This window comes from Pseudomonas sp. ICMP 561, from assembly GCF_002699985.1.
In the GTDB taxonomy this organism is placed as follows: Bacteria; Pseudomonadota; Gammaproteobacteria; order Pseudomonadales; family Pseudomonadaceae; genus Aquipseudomonas; species Aquipseudomonas quasicaspiana.
Genome location: NZ_LKBT01000070.1, coordinates 241860 through 259259, shown reverse-complemented (window position 1 = coordinate 259259; position 17400 = coordinate 241860). Strand labels below are relative to the sequence as shown.

General features: G+C 58.3%; 16 protein-coding genes. 9 read left to right on the top strand and 7 right to left on the bottom strand.

What is annotated here, in order from left to right; translation table 11 throughout:
* Positions 1–125: 125 nt before the first annotated feature.
* Positions 126–398 carry a DUF1652 domain-containing protein gene (locus AO242_RS29230; RefSeq protein WP_164581409.1) on the bottom strand — a complete coding sequence of 91 codons (273 nt, stop codon included), beginning with the start codon at positions 396–398 and terminating at the stop codon, positions 126–128.
* A 358-nt stretch (positions 399–756) separates the two neighbouring features.
* Here AO242_RS29230 and AO242_RS29225 point away from each other — a divergent pair, with 358 nt between their 5' ends.
* From AO242_RS29225 to AO242_RS29200, 6 genes are all read left to right on the top strand, one after another.
* Positions 757–1875 (top strand): MFS transporter, encoded by a 1119-nt coding sequence (locus AO242_RS29225; RefSeq protein WP_099271426.1) that lies wholly within the window; start codon positions 757–759, stop codon positions 1873–1875.
* A gap of 285 nt (positions 1876–2160) precedes the next feature.
* Entirely contained in the window at positions 2161–2841 is a 681-nt protein-coding gene (locus AO242_RS29220) for a hypothetical protein (RefSeq protein WP_099271425.1), read from the top strand.
* A 65-nt stretch (positions 2842–2906) separates the two neighbouring features.
* Positions 2907–3524 carry a transcriptional repressor LexA gene (lexA, locus tag AO242_RS29215; protein ID WP_027898521.1) on the top strand — a complete coding sequence of 206 codons (618 nt, stop codon included), beginning with the start codon at positions 2907–2909 and terminating at the stop codon, positions 3522–3524.
* Positions 3524–4141 carry a translesion DNA synthesis-associated protein ImuA gene (imuA, locus tag AO242_RS29210; RefSeq protein WP_099271424.1) on the top strand — a complete coding sequence of 206 codons (618 nt, stop codon included), beginning with the start codon at positions 3524–3526 and terminating at the stop codon, positions 4139–4141. The genes lexA and imuA overlap by 1 nt, the downstream gene beginning before the upstream one ends.
* A gap of 9 nt (positions 4142–4150) precedes the next feature.
* Positions 4151–5566: a Y-family DNA polymerase gene (locus tag AO242_RS29205; protein WP_099271423.1), complete on the top strand. Its 1416-nt coding sequence runs from the start codon at positions 4151–4153 to the stop codon at positions 5564–5566.
* On the top strand, positions 5563–8661 hold the full coding sequence (locus AO242_RS29200; RefSeq protein WP_099271422.1) for an error-prone DNA polymerase: 3099 nt from the start codon (positions 5563–5565) through the stop codon (positions 8659–8661). Before AO242_RS29205 ends, AO242_RS29200 begins: the two co-directional genes overlap by 4 nt.
* 133 nt (positions 8662–8794) lie before the next feature.
* On the opposite strand, the gene AO242_RS29195 is transcribed toward AO242_RS29200, so the two are convergent.
* Positions 8795–9232, bottom strand: coding sequence for a response regulator (locus AO242_RS29195; protein WP_049826748.1), 438 nt, complete (start codon positions 9230–9232; stop codon positions 8795–8797).
* A 534-nt stretch (positions 9233–9766) separates the two neighbouring features.
* Between AO242_RS29195 and AO242_RS29190 the strand changes: the two genes are divergently transcribed.
* Complete coding sequence (locus tag AO242_RS29190; protein ID WP_099271421.1) at positions 9767–10666, top strand: polysaccharide deacetylase family protein; 900 nt, start codon at positions 9767–9769, stop codon at positions 10664–10666.
* A gap of 81 nt (positions 10667–10747) precedes the next feature.
* Here the strand turns inward: AO242_RS29190 and AO242_RS29185 are convergent, their stop codons facing one another.
* Entirely contained in the window at positions 10748–11836 is a 1089-nt protein-coding gene (locus AO242_RS29185; RefSeq protein WP_027898516.1) for an NADH:flavin oxidoreductase/NADH oxidase, read from the bottom strand.
* An 84-nt stretch (positions 11837–11920) separates the two neighbouring features.
* On the opposite strand from AO242_RS29185, the gene AO242_RS29180 reads away from it, so the two are divergent.
* Together AO242_RS29180 and AO242_RS29175 are read left to right on the top strand one after the other, a co-directional pair.
* The gene (locus AO242_RS29180; protein ID WP_099271420.1) at positions 11921–12223 is read left to right on the top strand and encodes an ArsR/SmtB family transcription factor; all 303 of its coding nucleotides are present in this window, start codon (positions 11921–11923) and stop codon (positions 12221–12223) included.
* A 46-nt stretch (positions 12224–12269) separates the two neighbouring features.
* Positions 12270–12557 carry a DUF1883 domain-containing protein gene (locus tag AO242_RS29175; RefSeq protein ID WP_087264168.1) on the top strand — a complete coding sequence of 96 codons (288 nt, stop codon included), beginning with the start codon at positions 12270–12272 and terminating at the stop codon, positions 12555–12557.
* 206 nt (positions 12558–12763) lie between these two features.
* On the opposite strand, the gene AO242_RS29170 is transcribed toward AO242_RS29175, so the two are convergent.
* From AO242_RS29170 to AO242_RS29155, 4 genes are read right to left on the bottom strand one after another with little or no spacing between them, the layout of a single operon-like run.
* Positions 12764–13996, bottom strand: a complete 1233-nt coding sequence (locus AO242_RS29170) for a M20 family metallopeptidase (RefSeq protein ID WP_257153538.1) — start codon at positions 13994–13996, stop codon at positions 12764–12766.
* Complete coding sequence (gene nikE, locus AO242_RS29165; protein ID WP_099271419.1) at positions 13971–15620, bottom strand: nickel ABC transporter ATP-binding protein NikE; 1650 nt, start codon at positions 15618–15620, stop codon at positions 13971–13973. Before nikE ends, AO242_RS29170 begins: the two co-directional genes overlap by 26 nt.
* Positions 15617–16450, bottom strand: coding sequence for an ABC transporter permease (locus AO242_RS29160; RefSeq protein WP_099271418.1), 834 nt, complete (start codon positions 16448–16450; stop codon positions 15617–15619). The genes nikE and AO242_RS29160 overlap by 4 nt, the downstream gene beginning before the upstream one ends.
* Positions 16443–17390 carry an ABC transporter permease gene (locus AO242_RS29155; protein ID WP_095101458.1) on the bottom strand — a complete coding sequence of 316 codons (948 nt, stop codon included), beginning with the start codon at positions 17388–17390 and terminating at the stop codon, positions 16443–16445. The genes AO242_RS29160 and AO242_RS29155 overlap by 8 nt, the downstream gene beginning before the upstream one ends.
* Positions 17391–17400 lie beyond the last annotated feature (10 nt).

Here is a 17400-nt window from a genome sequence, read left to right as displayed (position 1 = left end):
CATGGACTCGCCCTCGCTGTCGTTGGCTTCTTAAGAATGCCACCGTGGCGCTACTGACGCCTCGGCTTGGGCGAGTCCATCCAATTACGGAATAGCGCAATATCAGGAGCTCGCTATAAGGCTATTCAGGTCCCTACAGCCCGCAACGGCACGAACGAATCCAGTTCTGCCTCAATGGCCTCAATAATCAGCTCCACCTCGGTCGCGTTCATCACGGTTGCGCAACGCAGACCGGCCACAGCGATGACTGTCTCGCCACTGGCCCGGTCAAACAGGCGGGCTACCATGCTGCTGGGAGCGTCCATCGTGGCTTCAAAGCCCACCGGATGGAAATACCAGCGCATCAACTGACAAGCATTGGGGAAGGTGACTTTGTTCATGAGGCCCACCTCTTTCAAACGAGCAATTGCATGGCTCAAATGGGGAGGCAAGGGAGCTGTCGAGACGGCAGCAAAAGCTGAGTGGCCTGGGTATGAATCAGAGAATTCTTACGTCAGCCGGAGTGCCTTTCTGCAACATTTCCGAACAGTCCTTACGAAGAGCAAAAGTAGCACTCCTGCGGAACACTAGTAGGGATTTTTTAGCGGTAAATGGAAAATATTTTGATTAATTGACGGGGAGCATGCCTGTTATTCCTAAACGCTCTTTCGGTTATGCACTGGTATAGAAAAAGCTATTTGCGTCGTCACAGGGTTGTCATCACCCGCCTTGAGACGGCATGCTGCGGCTCCGCTTTGTAACCGGATCTTTCTGGATATGGCTTCGGCTCCGCGCACCGTTGATGTAGCTTCCCGTCGTTCCGCAATTGTTCTGGCGCTGTGTCTACCCAGCGATGTTTTGCTGTATCTGTTACTTCCCATGCACGTTCAGGCTTTTGGTATCAGCCTCGCACAAGCGGGTGTGCTGCTGGCGGCCAATCGGCTGGTGCGGATATTCGGGTACAGCTACGTCGTGCGCTTTTACGCACGTCATGGTGATCGGCCCACAGTAATGCTGGCTGCAGCAACGGCTGCTGTTTGTGCCTTGGGCAATGCCTTCATTTCAGGCTTCTGGTGGCTACTGATTCTGCGTCTCGGGTGGGGACTCGCCTATGCAGCCATGAATCTATCGACCCAGGTGCTGGCAACCTCGGAACTGGCGGGTGCCGCACACCGCTCGGGTCGCTCAAGGGCATTTATCGCTATCGGACCCATGATTGCGCTGCCGTTGGGCGCTCTGATCAGCATCGAGTATGGCCCGCGTGTAATTTTCATGCTGCTGGCCGTTGCTGCACTTGTCGGCTGGTGGCTTGCACGAGGGTTGCCTGAAAACCCGCATGTCATGCCTGCTCCTGCGGGTCGACGCTTTAAAGCCCCGGACAGTGTCGCCATCTGGTCATTCATCGAAGGCGTTGCGCTGGACGGCTTGTTTATCTTCAGTCTCGCTTTACAGGCACAGACCGTGATGGGCGGGAACGGCGTTATCGTGGCAGGCGTTCTTCTCGCCCTGCGTTATGTTTCAGAGATGGTACTGAGTCCTGTTGGCGGGCGTGCTGCGGACCACTTTGGCGCCGTGCGCATGCTGGTGGTCTGCTCTCTGTTGACGTGTCTTGCACTCATCGCATTCGGCTCTCACTGGTTGATACTGGGCGCAGGCGGGGTGCTGGTTCTACGTGCCGTGCAACTGCCGCTGGTGACGACGCTTGTTGCCCAGCGCAACCCCGGGCCTGACCGCGTACAGGCATTGGCCGCCAATGCTGTCTGGCGGGATATCGGCGCGGGCATTGGGCCTTTGTTGGCGGGATTATTGTTACCTGTGACATCGGCGGTATGGGTGTATGCTCTGGCAGGTCTGGCGGTAGCGCTCAGTGCCGTATTTTGCGGGCTTCGCAAGTAGAAGACCGAAGCAGGCTCAGTGTTTTGTTCGTGAGAAAACACGCATTCAATGACACCTTATCCTTTGATTTGTCGGACTTTTGAGGGCTTCCCGTGAAACCTTAGGGGCGATTTTGACTCTTATGGGCACGTCAACAAGATCGAAACATGTGCGCGTTAGGCTGTGGGGCGTATCAGGGACACGCTTCGGAGTGCTCGAAAAAGGGAGTTGCACGGGGTAGCTGACCCGGTCAGGGAGGCAGTTCACGCTACGCACCTCACTACTGCACATCAGAATCAGAGACCCATGAAAATTTCAAAATTCCCCATCCTCAGCCGGTTTCAGCGCCGCTGTGCCTGGCTTTTTGTTCCCGCGGTACTGGTTGCATCCTCTATCGTATTGTTCAGCCTGGGCAAAGGCGTACATGCCGAACCCAAGAATGGTGTTCAGACACTGGTATTCATGCGCCATGCGGAGAAACCTTCCATGGGGCTTGGGCAACTCAATTGCCAAGGCCTGAACCGCGCCATTGATCTGTCCGAGCTGTTGCCTCGGCAATTCGGTAAAGCCAATTTCATTTTTGCCGCCAACCCCAGCCGCCATGTGGAAGAGGGCGAAGGTGATCTCTCCTATAGCTACCTGCGGCCATTGATGACGGTTGGCCCGAGCGCCATCAAACTGGGTCTGCCAGTCAATATTGACTACGGTGCCAATGACACCGGCGCGCTGGCTGATGAGTTGATGCGCGACAAGTATCACGATGCAACCATCTATACGGCGTGGTCCCACGGCTATCTGCCTGAATTGATCAATAAGGTAGCTGAAGAGGCTTCCGGAGAGAAAATCAAACTCCTGGATGACTGGACCGGTGACGACTTCGATTCAGTGCTGGTCCTGACCCTCAGATGGGTTAACGGCAAAGCTTCGCTGGAGTACGAGAACTACAAGCAAGGACTGAACAACGGTGCCGAGGGTTGCCCGAGCTGATTTTTCGAGTGCCGCAAGACTCGCCGACCAAATGCTCTAGCCACAGATAATGCAATGGAGTACAAATGTGCTCCATGAGCACATTATCTCCCAAACGCAGCGCCATCCTGACTTTCATCCGCGACCGTATCGCGCAGCAAGGTCAATCCCCGAGCCTGGCCGAAATCTCCGAAGCCTTTGGTTTTGCTTCGCGCAGTGTGGCCCGCAAACACATTATTGCCCTGACCGAAGCGGGCCTGATCGAGGTTATGCCCAATCAGGCTCGGGGTATTCGCCTGATTCAGTCCGCACCGCGTCCCGAATTGCTGGAAATCCCCGTCATGGGCCGTGTGGCTGCGGGCATGCCGATCGGGCCGGATGTGGACTACCACGATACCTTGCTGCTGGACCGCAGTACCTTCTCCCGCGTTCCCGATTACCTGCTGCGTGTTCAGGGGGACTCGATGATCGAGGATGGCATCCTTGACGGCGACCTAGTGGGCGTACACCGCAGCAGCGATGCCCATGACGGTCAGATCGTGGTAGCACGACTCGACGGTGAAGTGACGATCAAGCGGCTGCAAAAGGGCCACGATGCCTTTGTTCTGCTGCCGCGTAATCCAGCCTATGCACCCATCGTAGTAGAGGCAGATCAGGATTTCGCCATTGAAGGTGTGTTCTGTGGTCTGGTGAGGCGTGCATGATGGGCGCCGTGGTCAGTCTCGATGCGCTGCTCGACGAGCGCCGGGTCTGGAAAGGCCGGCAGCCCGCAGCGCCCGTCGGCTTGCAGCCTACTGGCCATTCAGCGCTGGACAACGTCTTGCCTGCGGGCGGCTGGCCAGCGTCGGCACTCAGCGAGATCCTGATCGCGGCCGATGGCAGTGGCGAGTTGCGCCTGCTGTGGCCGACACTGGCCAGACTGACCGACAGCGGCGAACGTGTCGTGCTCGTCGCGCCTCCTTACATTCCTTATCCCCAGGCCTGGCTTGCGGCCGGGATAGACATGCGTCAGGTCAGTCTGGTTCAGGCAAGTGATCGCGATGCGCTGTGGGCTGCCGAACAATGTCTGCGCTCTGGCAGTTGCGGGGCGGTGCTGTGCTGGCCACGTCAGGCGGATGATCGCGCACTGCGCCGCTTGCAAGTCGCCGCCGAGACGGGGCAGACCCTGGCTTTCGCCTGTCGGCCTATGACGGCGTTGCACAACCCGTCACCCGCAGCGTTGCGAATCGCCATTGATACCCGGCCTGAGCAATTACGTGTACTCAAATGCCGTGGCGGTCTGGCACCGGTTTCTCCCATTCCGTTCTCTACTGACGTCTGAGGTTCGCCTATGTTGTGGGCCTGTGTCCTGCTGCCACAAATGGCACTGGACGGCGTCATGCGCCGTCGTTCCGAGCCTGATGAACCACTGGCGCTGGTGAGCGGTAGTGCGCAGCGACGCATCCTGCAAGCAATCAACCCGGCGGCTCGGGCGCTTGGCCTGCGCTCCGGTCAGTCGCTGACCAGTGCACAGGTGCTGGTCAGGGATTTTGCCACGGTCGAATACGATCCTGCCGAAACCGAACGCCTGCACCGGTTATTGGCTGCCTGGGCCTATCGTTTCAGCTCGCAGGTCAGCCTGAAGTATTCACGGGTTTTGTTGATGGAGATCGAGTCCAGCCTGGGCCTGTTCGGTCCATGGCCGGTGTTTGAAGCGCGACTGCGCAAGGAGCTGAGCGCGCTGGGCTTCAGCCATCGCATCGTCGTCGCTCCCAACCCTGTGGCGGCGCGGATGTTGGCCAATGCCCATGATGGACTGGCCGTTACATGCCCCCGCGATCTACGCCAGAAGCTTGAGCAAATGCCCCTGGATCGAGTGGGTCTGAGTCGTGAAGTCGCCGTAGCGCTGTCCCGTATGGGCTTACGCAACCTGCGTCAGGTATTGGGCTTGCCACGCGACACCCTGGCCCGACGTTTCCCGGCGCAGGTCCTGCAGCATCTGGATTCACTGTTGGGCGAGCGTCCGGTTGCCCTGGAGTGTTATGTGCCCCCGGATTATTTCGACGTGCGCATCGAGCTGAATTTCGATGTCGAGTCTCATCAGGCGTTGCTGTTTCCCCTCAAGCGTCTCATTGCCGATCTGGCCGCATTCCTCGCCGGGCGTGACAGTGGCGTGCAGCGTTTTGGCCTGTATCTTGAGCATAACGAAGGGCCCGACAGCGTTGTGCCTGTCGGGTTGCTCAGTGCCGAGCGTGAGGCGGGCATGCTGTTTGAGTTGGCCAGAGGCAGGCTTGAGCAAATCCAGGTGACATCACCCGTGAAGGCCGTACGCTTGCTGGCCCGGGATCTGCCAGCTTTTGTGCCTGCCCACCGGGAGCTTTTCGATGAGCGCCCACAACAGGCTTTGCCCTGGGAGCAACTGCGCGAACGATTGCGGGCTAGATTGGGCGATGATTCGGTCAATGCATTGCAGATGCATGCCGACCATCGCCCTGAATGCGCATGGCAACGTAACGTGCTGACCAAGGCCAGGCCCGATGCGCCCACAGTCCCCAGGCCGGGTTGGTTATTACCTGAGCCGCAGCCGTTACAGGGCGTAGGCACGCGCATTCTTGCCGGCCCCGAGCGCATCGAATCGGGTTGGTGGGACGGTGGCGATGTGCGGCGCGATTACTTTCTGGTTGAAACGCGCAGCGGACAACGTGGCTGGGCTTATCGTCCTGTTGGCGCGCAAGGCGACCTGTTACTGCACGGCTGGTTTGCATGAGCGACCACTATGCCGAACTGCACTGCCTGTCGAACTTCAGTTTCCAGCGCGGGGCATCCAGTGCCATAGAGCTGTTCGAGCGCGCCAAAGCCCATGGCTATTCGGCACTGGCGATCACCGATGAGTGCACCCTCGCCGGAATCGTCCGCGCCTGGCAGGCCGCGAAAAAAACTGAATTACCCTTGATCGTCGGTAGCGAAATACAGATCGCTGACGGCCCCAAGGTTGTTCTGCTGGTGGAAAACCTTCAGGGCTATCAGGCGCTTTGCCAGTTGATCACCGTAGGCCGACGCAGAGCCAAAAAGGGGCAATATCAACTCTTTCGTAACGACTTCAGCCAGCCAATGCCAGGGCTGCTGGCGTTGTGGGTTCCGGATACCGAGCTGGCAGCCAGCGCCCTGGAAAAGCAAGGCCGGTGGCTGAGCAGCCATTTTGCGGATGTATTGTGGCTAGCCGTTGAGTTGCATTGTGGGCCCGATGATCGGCATCGTCTGGAAACACTGCTGGCTCTGGCGCAAACCCTGCAGATTCCAGCCGTCGCCAGCGGTGATGTGCACATGCACGCGCGAGGTCGACGGGCCTTGCAAGACACCATGACCGCTATCCGCCATCACACAACCGTGGCCGAAGCGGGCCATCATCTGTATGCCAATGGCGAGCGTCATTTGCGTTCGCCCGGAGTTCTGTCAGCGCTCTATCCTGAAGCTCTGCTGGCTGAAACTGCACGCATTGCCCGGCGCTGCTGCTTCGATTTGAAACAGTTGAAGTACGAGTATCCCCATGAACTGGTGCCAGCCGGGCACACGTCCACTTCGTGGTTGCGGGAAAAGACCGAGGAAGGTGTGCGCAAACGTTGGCCACTTGGGCCATCAGTCGAAACCAGGGCACAGATCGAAAAGGAACTGGGCCTTATCAGCGAGATGAAGTTCGACAGCTATTTTCTGACGGTTCACGACATCGTCCAGTTCGCTCGCAGCCGCCACATCCTTTGTCAGGGCCGTGGCTCTGCAGCCAACTCGGTGGTCTGCTTTGCGTTGGGCATCACCGAACTCAACCCGGAAAAAAGCAACCTGCTGTTCGAGCGCTTCATTTCAAAGGAGCGTAATGAACCGCCGGATATCGATGTGGACTTCGAGCATGAGCGTCGTGAAGAAGTCCTGCAGTACGTATTTCAACGCTATGGCCGGGGCAGGGCAGCGCTGACGGCGGTGGCGAGTACTTACCACGGCACGGGCGCGGTCCGTGATGTCGCCAGAGTGCTGGGATTACCGTCTGATCAGATCAATGCGCTGGCCGATTGTTTCAGCAGTTGGAGCGATGAACTGCCATCAGCTGAGCGCCTGCGTGAAAGCGGTTTCGATCCGCAAACGCCGATACTGCATCGGGTTCTGACACTGACAGGCGAGCTGATTGGCTTTCCCCGGCATCTGTCGCAGCACCCCGGTGGTTTCGTGATTTCCGAACATCCGCTCAACACCCTGGTGCCAGTTGAAAACGCCGCCATGGCCGACAGAACCATTATCCAGTGGGACAAGGACGATCTGGACGCCGTCGGTTTGCTCAAGGTCGATATTCTGGCCTTGGGCATGCTCAGCGCGTTACGTCGCACCTTTGATCTTGTGCGCCGTTATCGGGGTAATGACTGGACCCTCGCGTCACTTCCCGTGGACGATTCGGCCACCTATGAAATGATCAGTCGTGCGGACACCATCGGCGTTTTCCAGATTGAATCCCGTGCGCAGATGGCGATGCTGCCCCGTATGCAACCCAGGGAGTTTTACGATCTGGTGATCGAGGTGGCCATTGTCCGCCCGGGGCCTATTCAGGGCGACATGGTTCATCCTTATCTGCGCAGGCGGAATAAAGAGGAGGAAGTGACCTATCCGCCCAGACTGGAGAAAGTCTTCAAGCGTACCTTGGGTGTACCGTTGTTTCAGGAGCAGGTGATGGAGGTGGCGATCATCGCTGCGGACTATTCGCCCGGCGAGGCGGATGAATTACGCCGCTCCATGGCCGCCTGGAAGCGTCACGGCGGGTTGGAGCCACATCGGGTGCGTCTCGCCGAGCGGATGACCGTCAACGGTTATGAGCCTGCCTTCATCCAGCGAATTTTCGAGCAGATCAAAGGCTTTGGCAGCTACGGGTTTCCGGAGTCTCATGCCGCCAGTTTTGCCTTGCTGACTTACGCCAGTTGCTGGTTGAAGTGCCATGAGCCTGCGGCCTTTGCCTGTGCGCTGATCAACAGCTGGCCGATGGGCTTCTACAGTCCGGATCAAATCCTGCAAGACGCGCGTCGTCACCACATCGAAATTCGTCCGGTCGACGTGCGCTATAGCAACTGGGATTGCTCTCTTGAGCCTGTCGATCATCCTGACCGGAACCGCTCCCTGGCATTACGCATGGGGCTACGCATGGTTCGGGGTTTTCGAGAAGAAGATGGTCAGCGGATTGAAGCGGCCAGAGCGCGAAGTGCTTTAGTGGACGCCACGGACCTGAGTCAGCGCGCGGGGCTGGACGCTCGGGCGCTGGAGCAACTGGCTGATGCCGGAGCCTTGCGTGGCCTGATCGGGCATCGTCATCGGGCCCGCTGGGAAGTCGCGGGTGTTGAGGCACAACGCCCCTTGTTCGGCCCGGAGCACAGTGTCGTGGAAACGCAGGTTGCATTGCCATTGCCGACAGTCGCCCAGGACTTGATGGCTGATTACGCCACGACTGGCACCACGCTGGGGCCACATCCGCTGGCGATGTTGCGCCGACAGTTGTCTGCCAAACGGTTTCGCAGCTCAAAAGAACTGCTCGACCTCGAACATGGCCGCACGTTAAGCGTTGCCGGGCTGGTGGTCGGTCGCCAGCGCCCGGGAACGGCCAGCGGCGTGACCTTCGTAACCCTTGAGGACGAGTTTGGAATGGTTAACGTAGTGGTCTGGCGCGATCTGGCCGAACGGCAGCGCAAGGTGCTGGTGGACTCGCAACTGCTTCAGGTATTTGGTCGTCTCGAATCGCAGGGCGGCGTGCGCCACCTGATTGCTCAACGTCTATACAACTTGACGCCGTTGCTGACAGGGTTGGATATACGCAGTCGGGACTTTAAATAAACCATCTGCCAGCCATTCGGCATGTTGATTGAAGGGCGGGGTGCCGACTGGCTGGCAGATGATTTAGCTTCTTGCAACGGCCTTCAAGGTTTTGAGATCTGAAAGGCAGTTCGGGAATTTCAGGCTGCGTTTTTCAGCGAGACTCGCTGGCGGGTACGGTCAGTGGAGCTTTACTGGCGCTTAGCGTCTCGTCGACACCATCAAGCAATTGCGAAATGGTCCAGGGTTTGGCGATAAATAGAACATCCGCAGGCAACTGGTCGCTACCCGGTGTTCCATGCCCTGACATAACAACTATGGGGATGCCCCATTTGGTTGCAACCATGTTCGCCAACGCAATGCCATCCATGCTGCCGGGCATGCGTACGTCGGTCAGCAGTAGCGAGACATCCGCCGCATGCTTCTCGAGATACTCAACCGCCTGATCGGCATTTTCCACAGACTCAGTCCTGAAGCCGCCCTCGAACTCCAGAATCTCCTGCACAAAGTCCCGGATCATCGGTTCGTCTTCGACGATCAAGATCAGATCCTGGTTTTGCGAGGACTCCCCATACTGCGGTGATTGAGTCATTTTTCCCTTCCTCAGCCTCATACATTAAAAATCGGGAAGCACAGCAACGTGGATCCATTTTGTTGCTCCCCGATATCTGAACAAAACAAACCCGAAAAAATTCATTTTTTTATAAAAATCGACGAGTTGCAGACAGTCGGTTTGTTTATCTCTGCCTGAAAAGGGCAAAAACATCCGTTAAAGCCATTCAGGCAGGAAAGTTATCACGATTGGAATCAACCAGAGTCATGAAATAAAGCAGAAGTGGATGGACCTGTGAACTGGATCAGAACCGGGCACGATTATTCGGGTTGAATGAATACTCTTGCAGGAGTGAGCTTGCTCGCGATGGCGTCAGGCCAGACGGTAATGTATTGGCAGGTCTACCGTTATCGCGAGCAAGCTCACTCCTACAGATCCTGTCCTCGGTATGTCCGGGGCCAGGCGATAACGTACGTGGCGCAGGCATCAAGCACTACACAGCTAAATGACCTGCGTATACACTCGCCGCTCTTGCCATCTTCCCCCGCGCCCGTTACCCGGAATGCCCCGTCAATGCGAAGTCTCTGTGCTGTTTTGTGCGGGTTGATCCTGTCGGTGGTTCTTGCCGGGTGCATTGCAACGCCCATTCCCCTGACTCAGCAAACCCGGGAACGCTTGAGCCAGCAAGCGCCGATCCGTTTTGTTGTGACCTTCGATGATGGTCCGAGTGCATCCAGCCTGGCCAATCCGACGATTCAAGTGCTGCACAGTCTTGCGCAGAACCCTGTGCAGAACGATATCAAAGCGGTTTTCTTCGTTCAGACTGGTGCCACGCGCGCGGGCAACAGTGACCGTGGTCGCAGAATCATGCGCCGTGAAGCCGCTGCGGGGCATATCCTGGGGTTTCATTCGGGCACGCCCGGACACACCAACCACCGCACCCTGAGTGACGAAGTACTGGAACAATCCCTGCAACAGGGCAGCGCGATCATCGCGTCAACCATGGGCAGCCCGCCGACGTTACTCCGCCCACCGTTCTGGAACTACGACCAGCGTACGTTTGCCGCGTACCAGCGGCATGGGATGCAGGTGCTGTTGACCGATATCAGCGCCAATGACGGAAAAATCTGGGGTTTCAACGCCAGCCCGCGCCGACGTGCCCACATGCTCAGGGAAATGTCTGAAGTGCGCGAGCGTGTTGCCAGCGGTGAGTTTCACGCTGTAGATGGCGCCATTCCGATTGTGGTGACCTTTCATGACCTGAATCGATACACCGCACGGCATACCCGGGAATACCTGCAGATTTTGTTGGACAGCGCTCAGACAACCGGCCTGCAAGTTGCCCCCAAGCCGTTTTACGATGACCGCGCCGAGTTACAACGAGCTGCACTGTCTCGAACCGTACCCACCAGCGCTGTTGCCGTTCACTTGCCTGGAGTGTGGGGCTGGGTCTGGGATAACGATTCCAGATAACGACATTCAGCCGCTAAAAAGCAGAAAGGCGACACCATGGTCGCCTTTCTGCTTTTAGCCTGTCGCCAGTATTACTGACGCTTAGTAGCGCTCAAGCCAGTGAGCGTAAGGCGCAGGCAATGTCCAGGACGCGCGATCAATGCCCAGTTCTTTAGCCGCGAAATAAGCCCAGTGCGGGTTGGCCAGGTGAGCCTTGCCGACCATGACCAGATCCAGTTGACCGTCTTTGACCGCTTGCTCGGCGATGCCCGGGAAACCAAAGCCCCATGCAGACGAAACCGGAATGTCGGCCTCGCGCCGTACACGCTCGGCGATAGGGCCCATGAACGCAGGAGCCCAGGGAATGTTGGCATCGGGAATGGAGAAGCCAATGCTGACACTCAGCATGTCCAGGCCGGCCGCTTTGAACTGGCGGGTCAATTCGATGGATTCCAGCAGCGTCTGTTCGTCTCGGCCATCAAATTCCAGCACGCCAAAACGTGCGGTCAGCGGCAGATGCTCTGGCCAGACCTCACGGACGGCTGCCAGGGTTTCCAGCAGAAAACGGCTGCGGTTTTCAAAACTGCCGCCGTAGGCATCTTCACGGTGGTTGGAGTGCTCGGAGAAGAACGACTGAGCCAGGTAACCGTGAGCGAAGTGCAGTTCCAGCCACTCAAAACCGGCATCCCGGGCGCGACGGGCTGCGGCGACGAAATCCTCGCGAACACGGGCAATGTCGTCCAGCGTCATGGCCGTTGGCTGTTTTGACAGGTGAGCGCCGAAGGCAATGGAGGAGGGCGCGATGGTCTGCCAGCCGCGAGCATCATCAGCCGCGATGTGGTCATCGCCTTCCCATGGACGGTTGGCGCTGGCTTTGCGGCCTGCGTGGGCAATCTGAATGCCGGGCACTGAACCTGCTGCCTTGATGGCCTGCACGACCGGTACAAACGCTTGAGCCAGTTCGTCATTCCAGATCCCGGTGCAGCCCGGAGTAATCCGGCCTTCAGGCGAAACAGCGGTTGCTTCGACGATCACCAGGCCTGCACCGCCGCGCGCGAGGGCGGCCAGATGCACCTGATGCCATTCGTTGATCAGGCCGTCTACTGCGGAGTATTGGCACATCGGCGGAACCGCAATCCGGTTGCGCAACGTGATGTCTTTCAGGGTGTAGGGTTGGAATAGCGCGGACATTGAACAGACCTCGGATGACGTTTCGTTTGTTCGATACTATTCGAACAATGGCTGTTCGGTAAAGCCCCGTGTATGATTCACCCCATGCGCCCATTCAAACATCCCCCCGCCAGCGACTTCGAACTCGAGCGAGTGTTTTACGCCCTGAGCGACCCGGTTCGTCTGGAGATAGTCCGTTATTTAGGCAGCGTGCCTCAGGCCACGTGTGGCGAACTTGACGGCGGAAGACCCAAATCGAGTATGTCCCATCATTTTCGAGTGCTGCGTGATGCAGGCCTGGTCATGACCCAGAACGTCGGCACGACGCACATGAACTCGCTGCGAACTGATGATCTGGAAACCCGTTTTCCAGGGCTGATGGCCGCGATCCTTGCCCAAAGGGCTTGAAGATTTAAACGATAGAAAGGCCTGACCCACCTGGCCGGAGTGGTAGATGAAATTCATACATCAGCGTGAACACCTCAATGAAGACGACATCGTGGTCATTCAGGCTTCGCAGACCTGCAACATTCGCCTGATGAGCGATGCCAACTTTCGCAGCTTCAAGAACGGCGGACGGCACACCTATCACGGCGGGGCGTTCGATACGTTTCCAGCCAAAATCACTGTGCCAAGCAGTGGTTACTGGAACATCACCCTCGACACCGTCACGCGCCGCGCCATCAGCGTGACGCGTAAGCCGACGCTGACACATTCGATCAAGATTATTCGCAGGTCGTGAGCCATGGCCTGCAAGCCTAACGGCGTCCTCACAGAATCTACGTAAATCCGTAGGACCGGCTTTAGCCGGGATGGCGTCGGTACATGCGCTAGATATCCTTCGCCATTTTCTTCGACAGAAACACCGCTCTCCCGGCTAAAGCCGGTCCTACAAGATCACGCTTGCGGGCAAATATAGGATCTCCCACAGAATCAGCGCAGTTTTAACTATTCAGCAACCTCACAAATGCTGAGGATGGCCAGGATATAGACGCGCACCATGTCCAGATAATCGCTGATGTGTACGCGTTCGTCCGGCATGGTGTTGAACTTGCCGCCCGGACCGCAGACCACGCCTTGCATGCCCAGACGCTGGTAGAAATGCGCAGCGTCAGTGCCGAAATAAGCGGGCGGGGTGATAATCCCGGTCGGCTGCGGCTCGCCACGAACCTGCTCATAAGCAGTGTTGACCGCCTTGACGATCAACGAGTCATGGGACACCTCGAACGGCGGCATCAGCGGCTGGTTGTCACTGTCATTGATCAGCGTTGCCTGTAGTCCGGGGAATTGCTCGCAGAGCTGATCCAGCAGGCGCTGCAAATCAGCCAGCACTGACTCCACGGTTTGGCCCGGTGTGTAGCGGGCCGAACCGCGCAGGCGCAGAAAGTCTGCAACCTGTGGCGGACGCCATTCTTCAAGATCACGGCCCAGCGCACCTCGCACCACTCCGATATGGCCGCGATTGACCTTCTCATGCTCCGGCGAACGCGCGCCGCTGAAGGTGATGCCGTTGATCTGCGGGATCAACTGCACCGCAGCGGTGATCACGTCCACGGCCTCTTCGCGTTTGGACAGGTGACGTGTGTCGCCGGTCAGCTCGATGACGAACATCAACGAACCCACATGCAGAGTCACGGCTTGCAGGTCAGTGGGTTCGGAATTGATGAAATAGTCCGCTTTCACACCTTGCTCGATCGCCGCAATGGTCCCGATGCCACCCTGCAGTTCACCCACCACATAAGTGAGGATCACATCGCCCTTGAGCTTGATCCCGGCATCAATCAAGGTTTTCAGTGCGCAAAAATACGCTGCATCGCCAGCCTTCATGTTGGAAACACCGATGCCGTAGATGAACTCCTCATCAATCTTTCCGGCCCACGGATCCACCGTCCAGCCTTCAGTCACCGGGTTGGTGTCGAGATGCCCATTGAACAACAAGCTGTGACCGCCGCCCTGGCCTTTGAGCGTGCCAATGGCGTTCAGGCGTTCGCCCGGCACCGGCATCAGTTTGGCGTCCAGCCCCAGCTCCGCCATTTGTCCTGCCATGTATTCGGCCAGTCGCCGTTCTTCGGGGGTGGCGCTGTAACTTTTGTGCTGCACCATGCGCGCCAGAAAATCCAGGCAGTACGCCTCGTCAATGCGGTCGAGTAGCGCTTCAGGCGTCATGCTGTGGCTCTTCATCAATGCGCTCCAATTCATTCAAAGGCTGCGGCACTGCGTCGAGCAGGGCGCGGGTATAAGGGTGGGTTGCCTGAGCAGCCATGCCCACGGCGGGCAGAATTTCCAGCAGATCACCGCGGTACATCACGGCAATCCGGTGGGCTATCTGCCTGATCAAATTGAGGTCATGGGTGATGAACAGGTACGCGGTCCCATGCTGACGGCGCAGCTCCAGTAGCAGTTCGATCACCGTGGCCTGCACCGAGACGTCCAGCGCGGCGGTGATTTCATCGCAGATCACCAGTTCAGGGCGGGCGGCAAACGCGCGGGCGATGGCTACACGCTGTTTTTGTCCACCCGACAACTCGTGGGGATGGCGAGTGGCAAAGTCTTCTGGCAAACGCACTTCGCGGAGCAGGCGTGCGATCGCCTCCGCTTCGGTTTCTCCTTCGTTCAAGCCATACAGACGCAGCGGTCGGGATAGGATCTGGCCAATCGTCTGTCGTGGATTAAGCGAGGCGTCCGGGTGCTGAAAGATGATCTGCACCTTGCGCCGGTAATCGCGATCCATTTGCGCAGGGCCGCAGATCGGTTTGCCGTCGAAATACACAGTGCCGGTAAACGGCGTCAAGCCAGTCAGGGCCTTGGCGAGGGTTGATTTACCCGAGCCGGACTCGCCGATGATGCCGAGAATTTCGCCCCGCGCCATGCTCAGGTTCATGTCGCGGGCGCCCATGGACGGCACGGATTTACGCCGCAGCAGACTGTCCAGCAAGCTTGGCCGCCCGTAGCGGACGTTGAGGTCGCTGACTTGCAACAGTGCGGGGCCGACGGATCTCTTTTCATCCAGCAGACGTTTGTCCGCAGCCGGAACAGCCGCCACCAGACGTTGCGTGTAAGGATCACTTGGGGCGCTGAAAATGCGTCCGCCACGAGCCTGTTCGACGATGCGCCCCTGATTGAGCACGCACACCCGGTCCGCAACGCGCGACACCAGCGCCAGGTCATGGGAGATATATAAAGAAGCAACACCGGTTTCTTCACGCAGACGGCGAAACAACTGCAGGATCTGCGCGGAGCTGATCACGTCGAGTGCCGTGGTCGGCTCATCGAAAATCAGGCACTGCGGGCGACAGGCGAAGGCGGTTGCGATCAGCACACGTTGCTTCTCACCACCGGACGCTTCGTGGGGGAAGCGCTTCATCATCGCAGCCGGGTCTTTGAGATCAACGTCGGCCAACAACTGTTCGCCCAAGGCCCAGGCCTCGCGATAGCCCAGATCCCGATGGCGGGTCAGAACTTCGACCACTTGCTCGCCGAGGCTGAGGGTTGGATTAAGCGACGCGCTAGGGTCTTGAAAAATCATGCCCAGGCGACCGCCACGCAGCTTCTCTACGTCACGTTGAGGCATTTGCAGCAGGTTCTCACCTTGCAGGCTGATGCTGCCGCCCATTTCCCGGGCATTGCTGGCCAGATAACGCATGATTGCCCAGCCGAGGGTGGTCTTGCCTGAACCGGACTCACCGACCAACCCGACGACTTCGCCGGCTGCAACACTGAAATCAATGTTTTGCAGGACGTTCAGGGCGCCCGTGGGCAATTGATAGTCGAGGCTGTAATCAGCCACTTGCAAAACCGTACTCATGAGCGCTGCCCCTTGGGATTAAGGGCATCGCGCAAGCCATCGCCCAGCAGATTGAAGCCGATTGCAATGATGGCAATTGCCAGGCCCGGCATCAGCATCATCCATGGAGCCTGGAAGAAATAGCGCCGCGCTTCGGCAACCATCAGCCCCCATTCAGGCTGGGGCGGTTGCGCGCCAAGGCCGAGGAAACTCAAGGTGGCAAACAGCATGATTGCGAAGGCCACGCGAATGGTCGCTTCGACGATGATCGGCGCGACGATATTGGGCAGCATTTCCCGCACCACGATGTAGGCGGTGGATTCACCTCGGGCGATTGCGGCATTGACGTAGTCCTGGCGGCGGGCTGCGAGGGCCACGCTGCGGGCGATACGCGCCATGCCTGGCACGAAGGCAATGGTGATCGCCAGTACCGCATTGAAATCGCTTTTGCCGAGCGTGCTGACAATCAGCATTGCAAATAACAGCGTGGGGATTGCCATCACCGCATCCAGCGTTCGCATCAGTGCTTCGTCGACGCGACCGCCGAGGTAACCGCTGACAGTGCCCAGTAATGCGCCGATGAGCATCGCCATGGCGGTAGCAAACACTGACAGCGAGATCGTTGCCTGAGCCCCGACCAGTACACGACTGAGGATGTCGCGGCCCATCTGGTCGGTACCCAGCCAGTGCGTCAGGCTGGGTGCTTTGTAGCGGGTGAGAATTGAAATGGCTTCCGGGTCGAACGGGGCCAGCGCGGGCCCAGCAATGACCAGCACCACCGCCAGCAGCAAAATAAGACTGCCCAGCAAGCCTTGCGGCGTTGTCAGCAGCCGGTAGAAAACATTACGCATATTGAATTCGCCGGTCGAGATAGGCATAGGTCAGGTCAGCCACAAAGTTGACCACGCAATAAGTAGCGGCGAGGATCAACACACCGCCCTGAATGGCCGGCAAGTCGCGAGCGGCGACTGCTACCAGCAATTCGCGGCCGATGCCGGGAATGTTGAAAATCTCCTCGACTACGACAATGCCGCCCAGCAGGTAGCCCACGTCCAGCGCGACAATGGTGATGGTCGGCAACAAGCCGTTGCGCAGCGCATGACGCAGCAATACCCGCCGCCGCGTGAGGCCTTTGAGGCGTGCGGCGCGTATATAGTCGGTTTCCAGAACGTCGATCATTTCCGAGCGCACCATGCGCGAGACGTGGGCGACCATGATCATCGACACTGTCAGCGTCGGCAGAATCAGGTGGCGAATGCCTTCCACGACGTTATCGCCCAGCGGCACATAGCCGGTCGCCGGTAGCAGTTGCCAGAAATCAGCGAACAGCAGAACCAGCAGCGTGGCCGTGACGAACTCGGGCAACGACACGCCGATGTACGACAGCACGCCGATGATCAGGTCCACCGGACGTCCTCGGCGCACAGCGGCGATGATTCCCAGCGGAATCGCCACCGCCAGCATCAGCAGCAACGAGCAGCTTGCCAGCAATAATGAGCGGCCCAGCGCATCAAGCAGTGAACCGAGTACCGGCTGGCCGTTGCGCATTGACACACCCAGGTCGCCTTGCAGAACCCCCATCAACCAGTGACTGAATTGCAGCCAGGCGGGCTGATCCAGCCCAAGCCTGGCACGCAGCGCTTCAAGGGCTTCAGGCGTGGCGTTCTGGCCCAGCAACGTCACCGCTGCATCTGCCGGGAGCAGTTGCGTGATGGCAAAGACCAGCAGTGAAACGATCAGCAGGGTGTACACGACCAACAGCAAACGCTTGGTCAGATAAGCAGCAGTCACAGGTTTATCC

Bases quoted from the DNA above. Each gene is read 5' to 3' on its own strand.
- AO242_RS29160 (WP_099271418.1), bottom strand. From the start codon at position 16,450: ATGCGTAATGTTTTCTACCGGCTGCTGACAACGCCGCAAGGCTTGCTG.
- AO242_RS29225 (WP_099271426.1), top strand. From the start codon at position 757: ATGGCTTCGGCTCCGCGCACCGTTGATGTAGCTTCCCGTCGTTCCGCA.
- AO242_RS29200 (WP_099271422.1), top strand. From the start codon at position 5,563: ATGAGCGACCACTATGCCGAACTGCACTGCCTGTCGAACTTCAGTTTC.
- AO242_RS29170 (WP_257153538.1), bottom strand. From the start codon at position 13,996: ATGAAGAGCCACAGCATGACGCCTGAAGCGCTACTCGACCGCATTGAC.
- AO242_RS29195 (WP_049826748.1), bottom strand. From the start codon at position 9,232: ATGACTCAATCACCGCAGTATGGGGAGTCCTCGCAAAACCAGGATCTG.
- AO242_RS29205 (WP_099271423.1), top strand. From the start codon at position 4,151: ATGTTGTGGGCCTGTGTCCTGCTGCCACAAATGGCACTGGACGGCGTC.
- AO242_RS29190 (WP_099271421.1), top strand. From the start codon at position 9,767: ATGCGAAGTCTCTGTGCTGTTTTGTGCGGGTTGATCCTGTCGGTGGTT.
- AO242_RS29185 (WP_027898516.1), bottom strand. From the start codon at position 11,836: ATGTCCGCGCTATTCCAACCCTACACCCTGAAAGACATCACGTTGCGC.
- lexA (WP_027898521.1), top strand. From the start codon at position 2,907: ATGTGCTCCATGAGCACATTATCTCCCAAACGCAGCGCCATCCTGACT.
- AO242_RS29180 (WP_099271420.1), top strand. From the start codon at position 11,921: ATGCGCCCATTCAAACATCCCCCCGCCAGCGACTTCGAACTCGAGCGA.
- AO242_RS29175 (WP_087264168.1), top strand. From the start codon at position 12,270: ATGAAATTCATACATCAGCGTGAACACCTCAATGAAGACGACATCGTG.
- imuA (WP_099271424.1), top strand. From the start codon at position 3,524: ATGGGCGCCGTGGTCAGTCTCGATGCGCTGCTCGACGAGCGCCGGGTC.
- nikE (WP_099271419.1), bottom strand. From the start codon at position 15,620: ATGAGTACGGTTTTGCAAGTGGCTGATTACAGCCTCGACTATCAATTG.
- AO242_RS29220 (WP_099271425.1), top strand. From the start codon at position 2,161: ATGAAAATTTCAAAATTCCCCATCCTCAGCCGGTTTCAGCGCCGCTGT.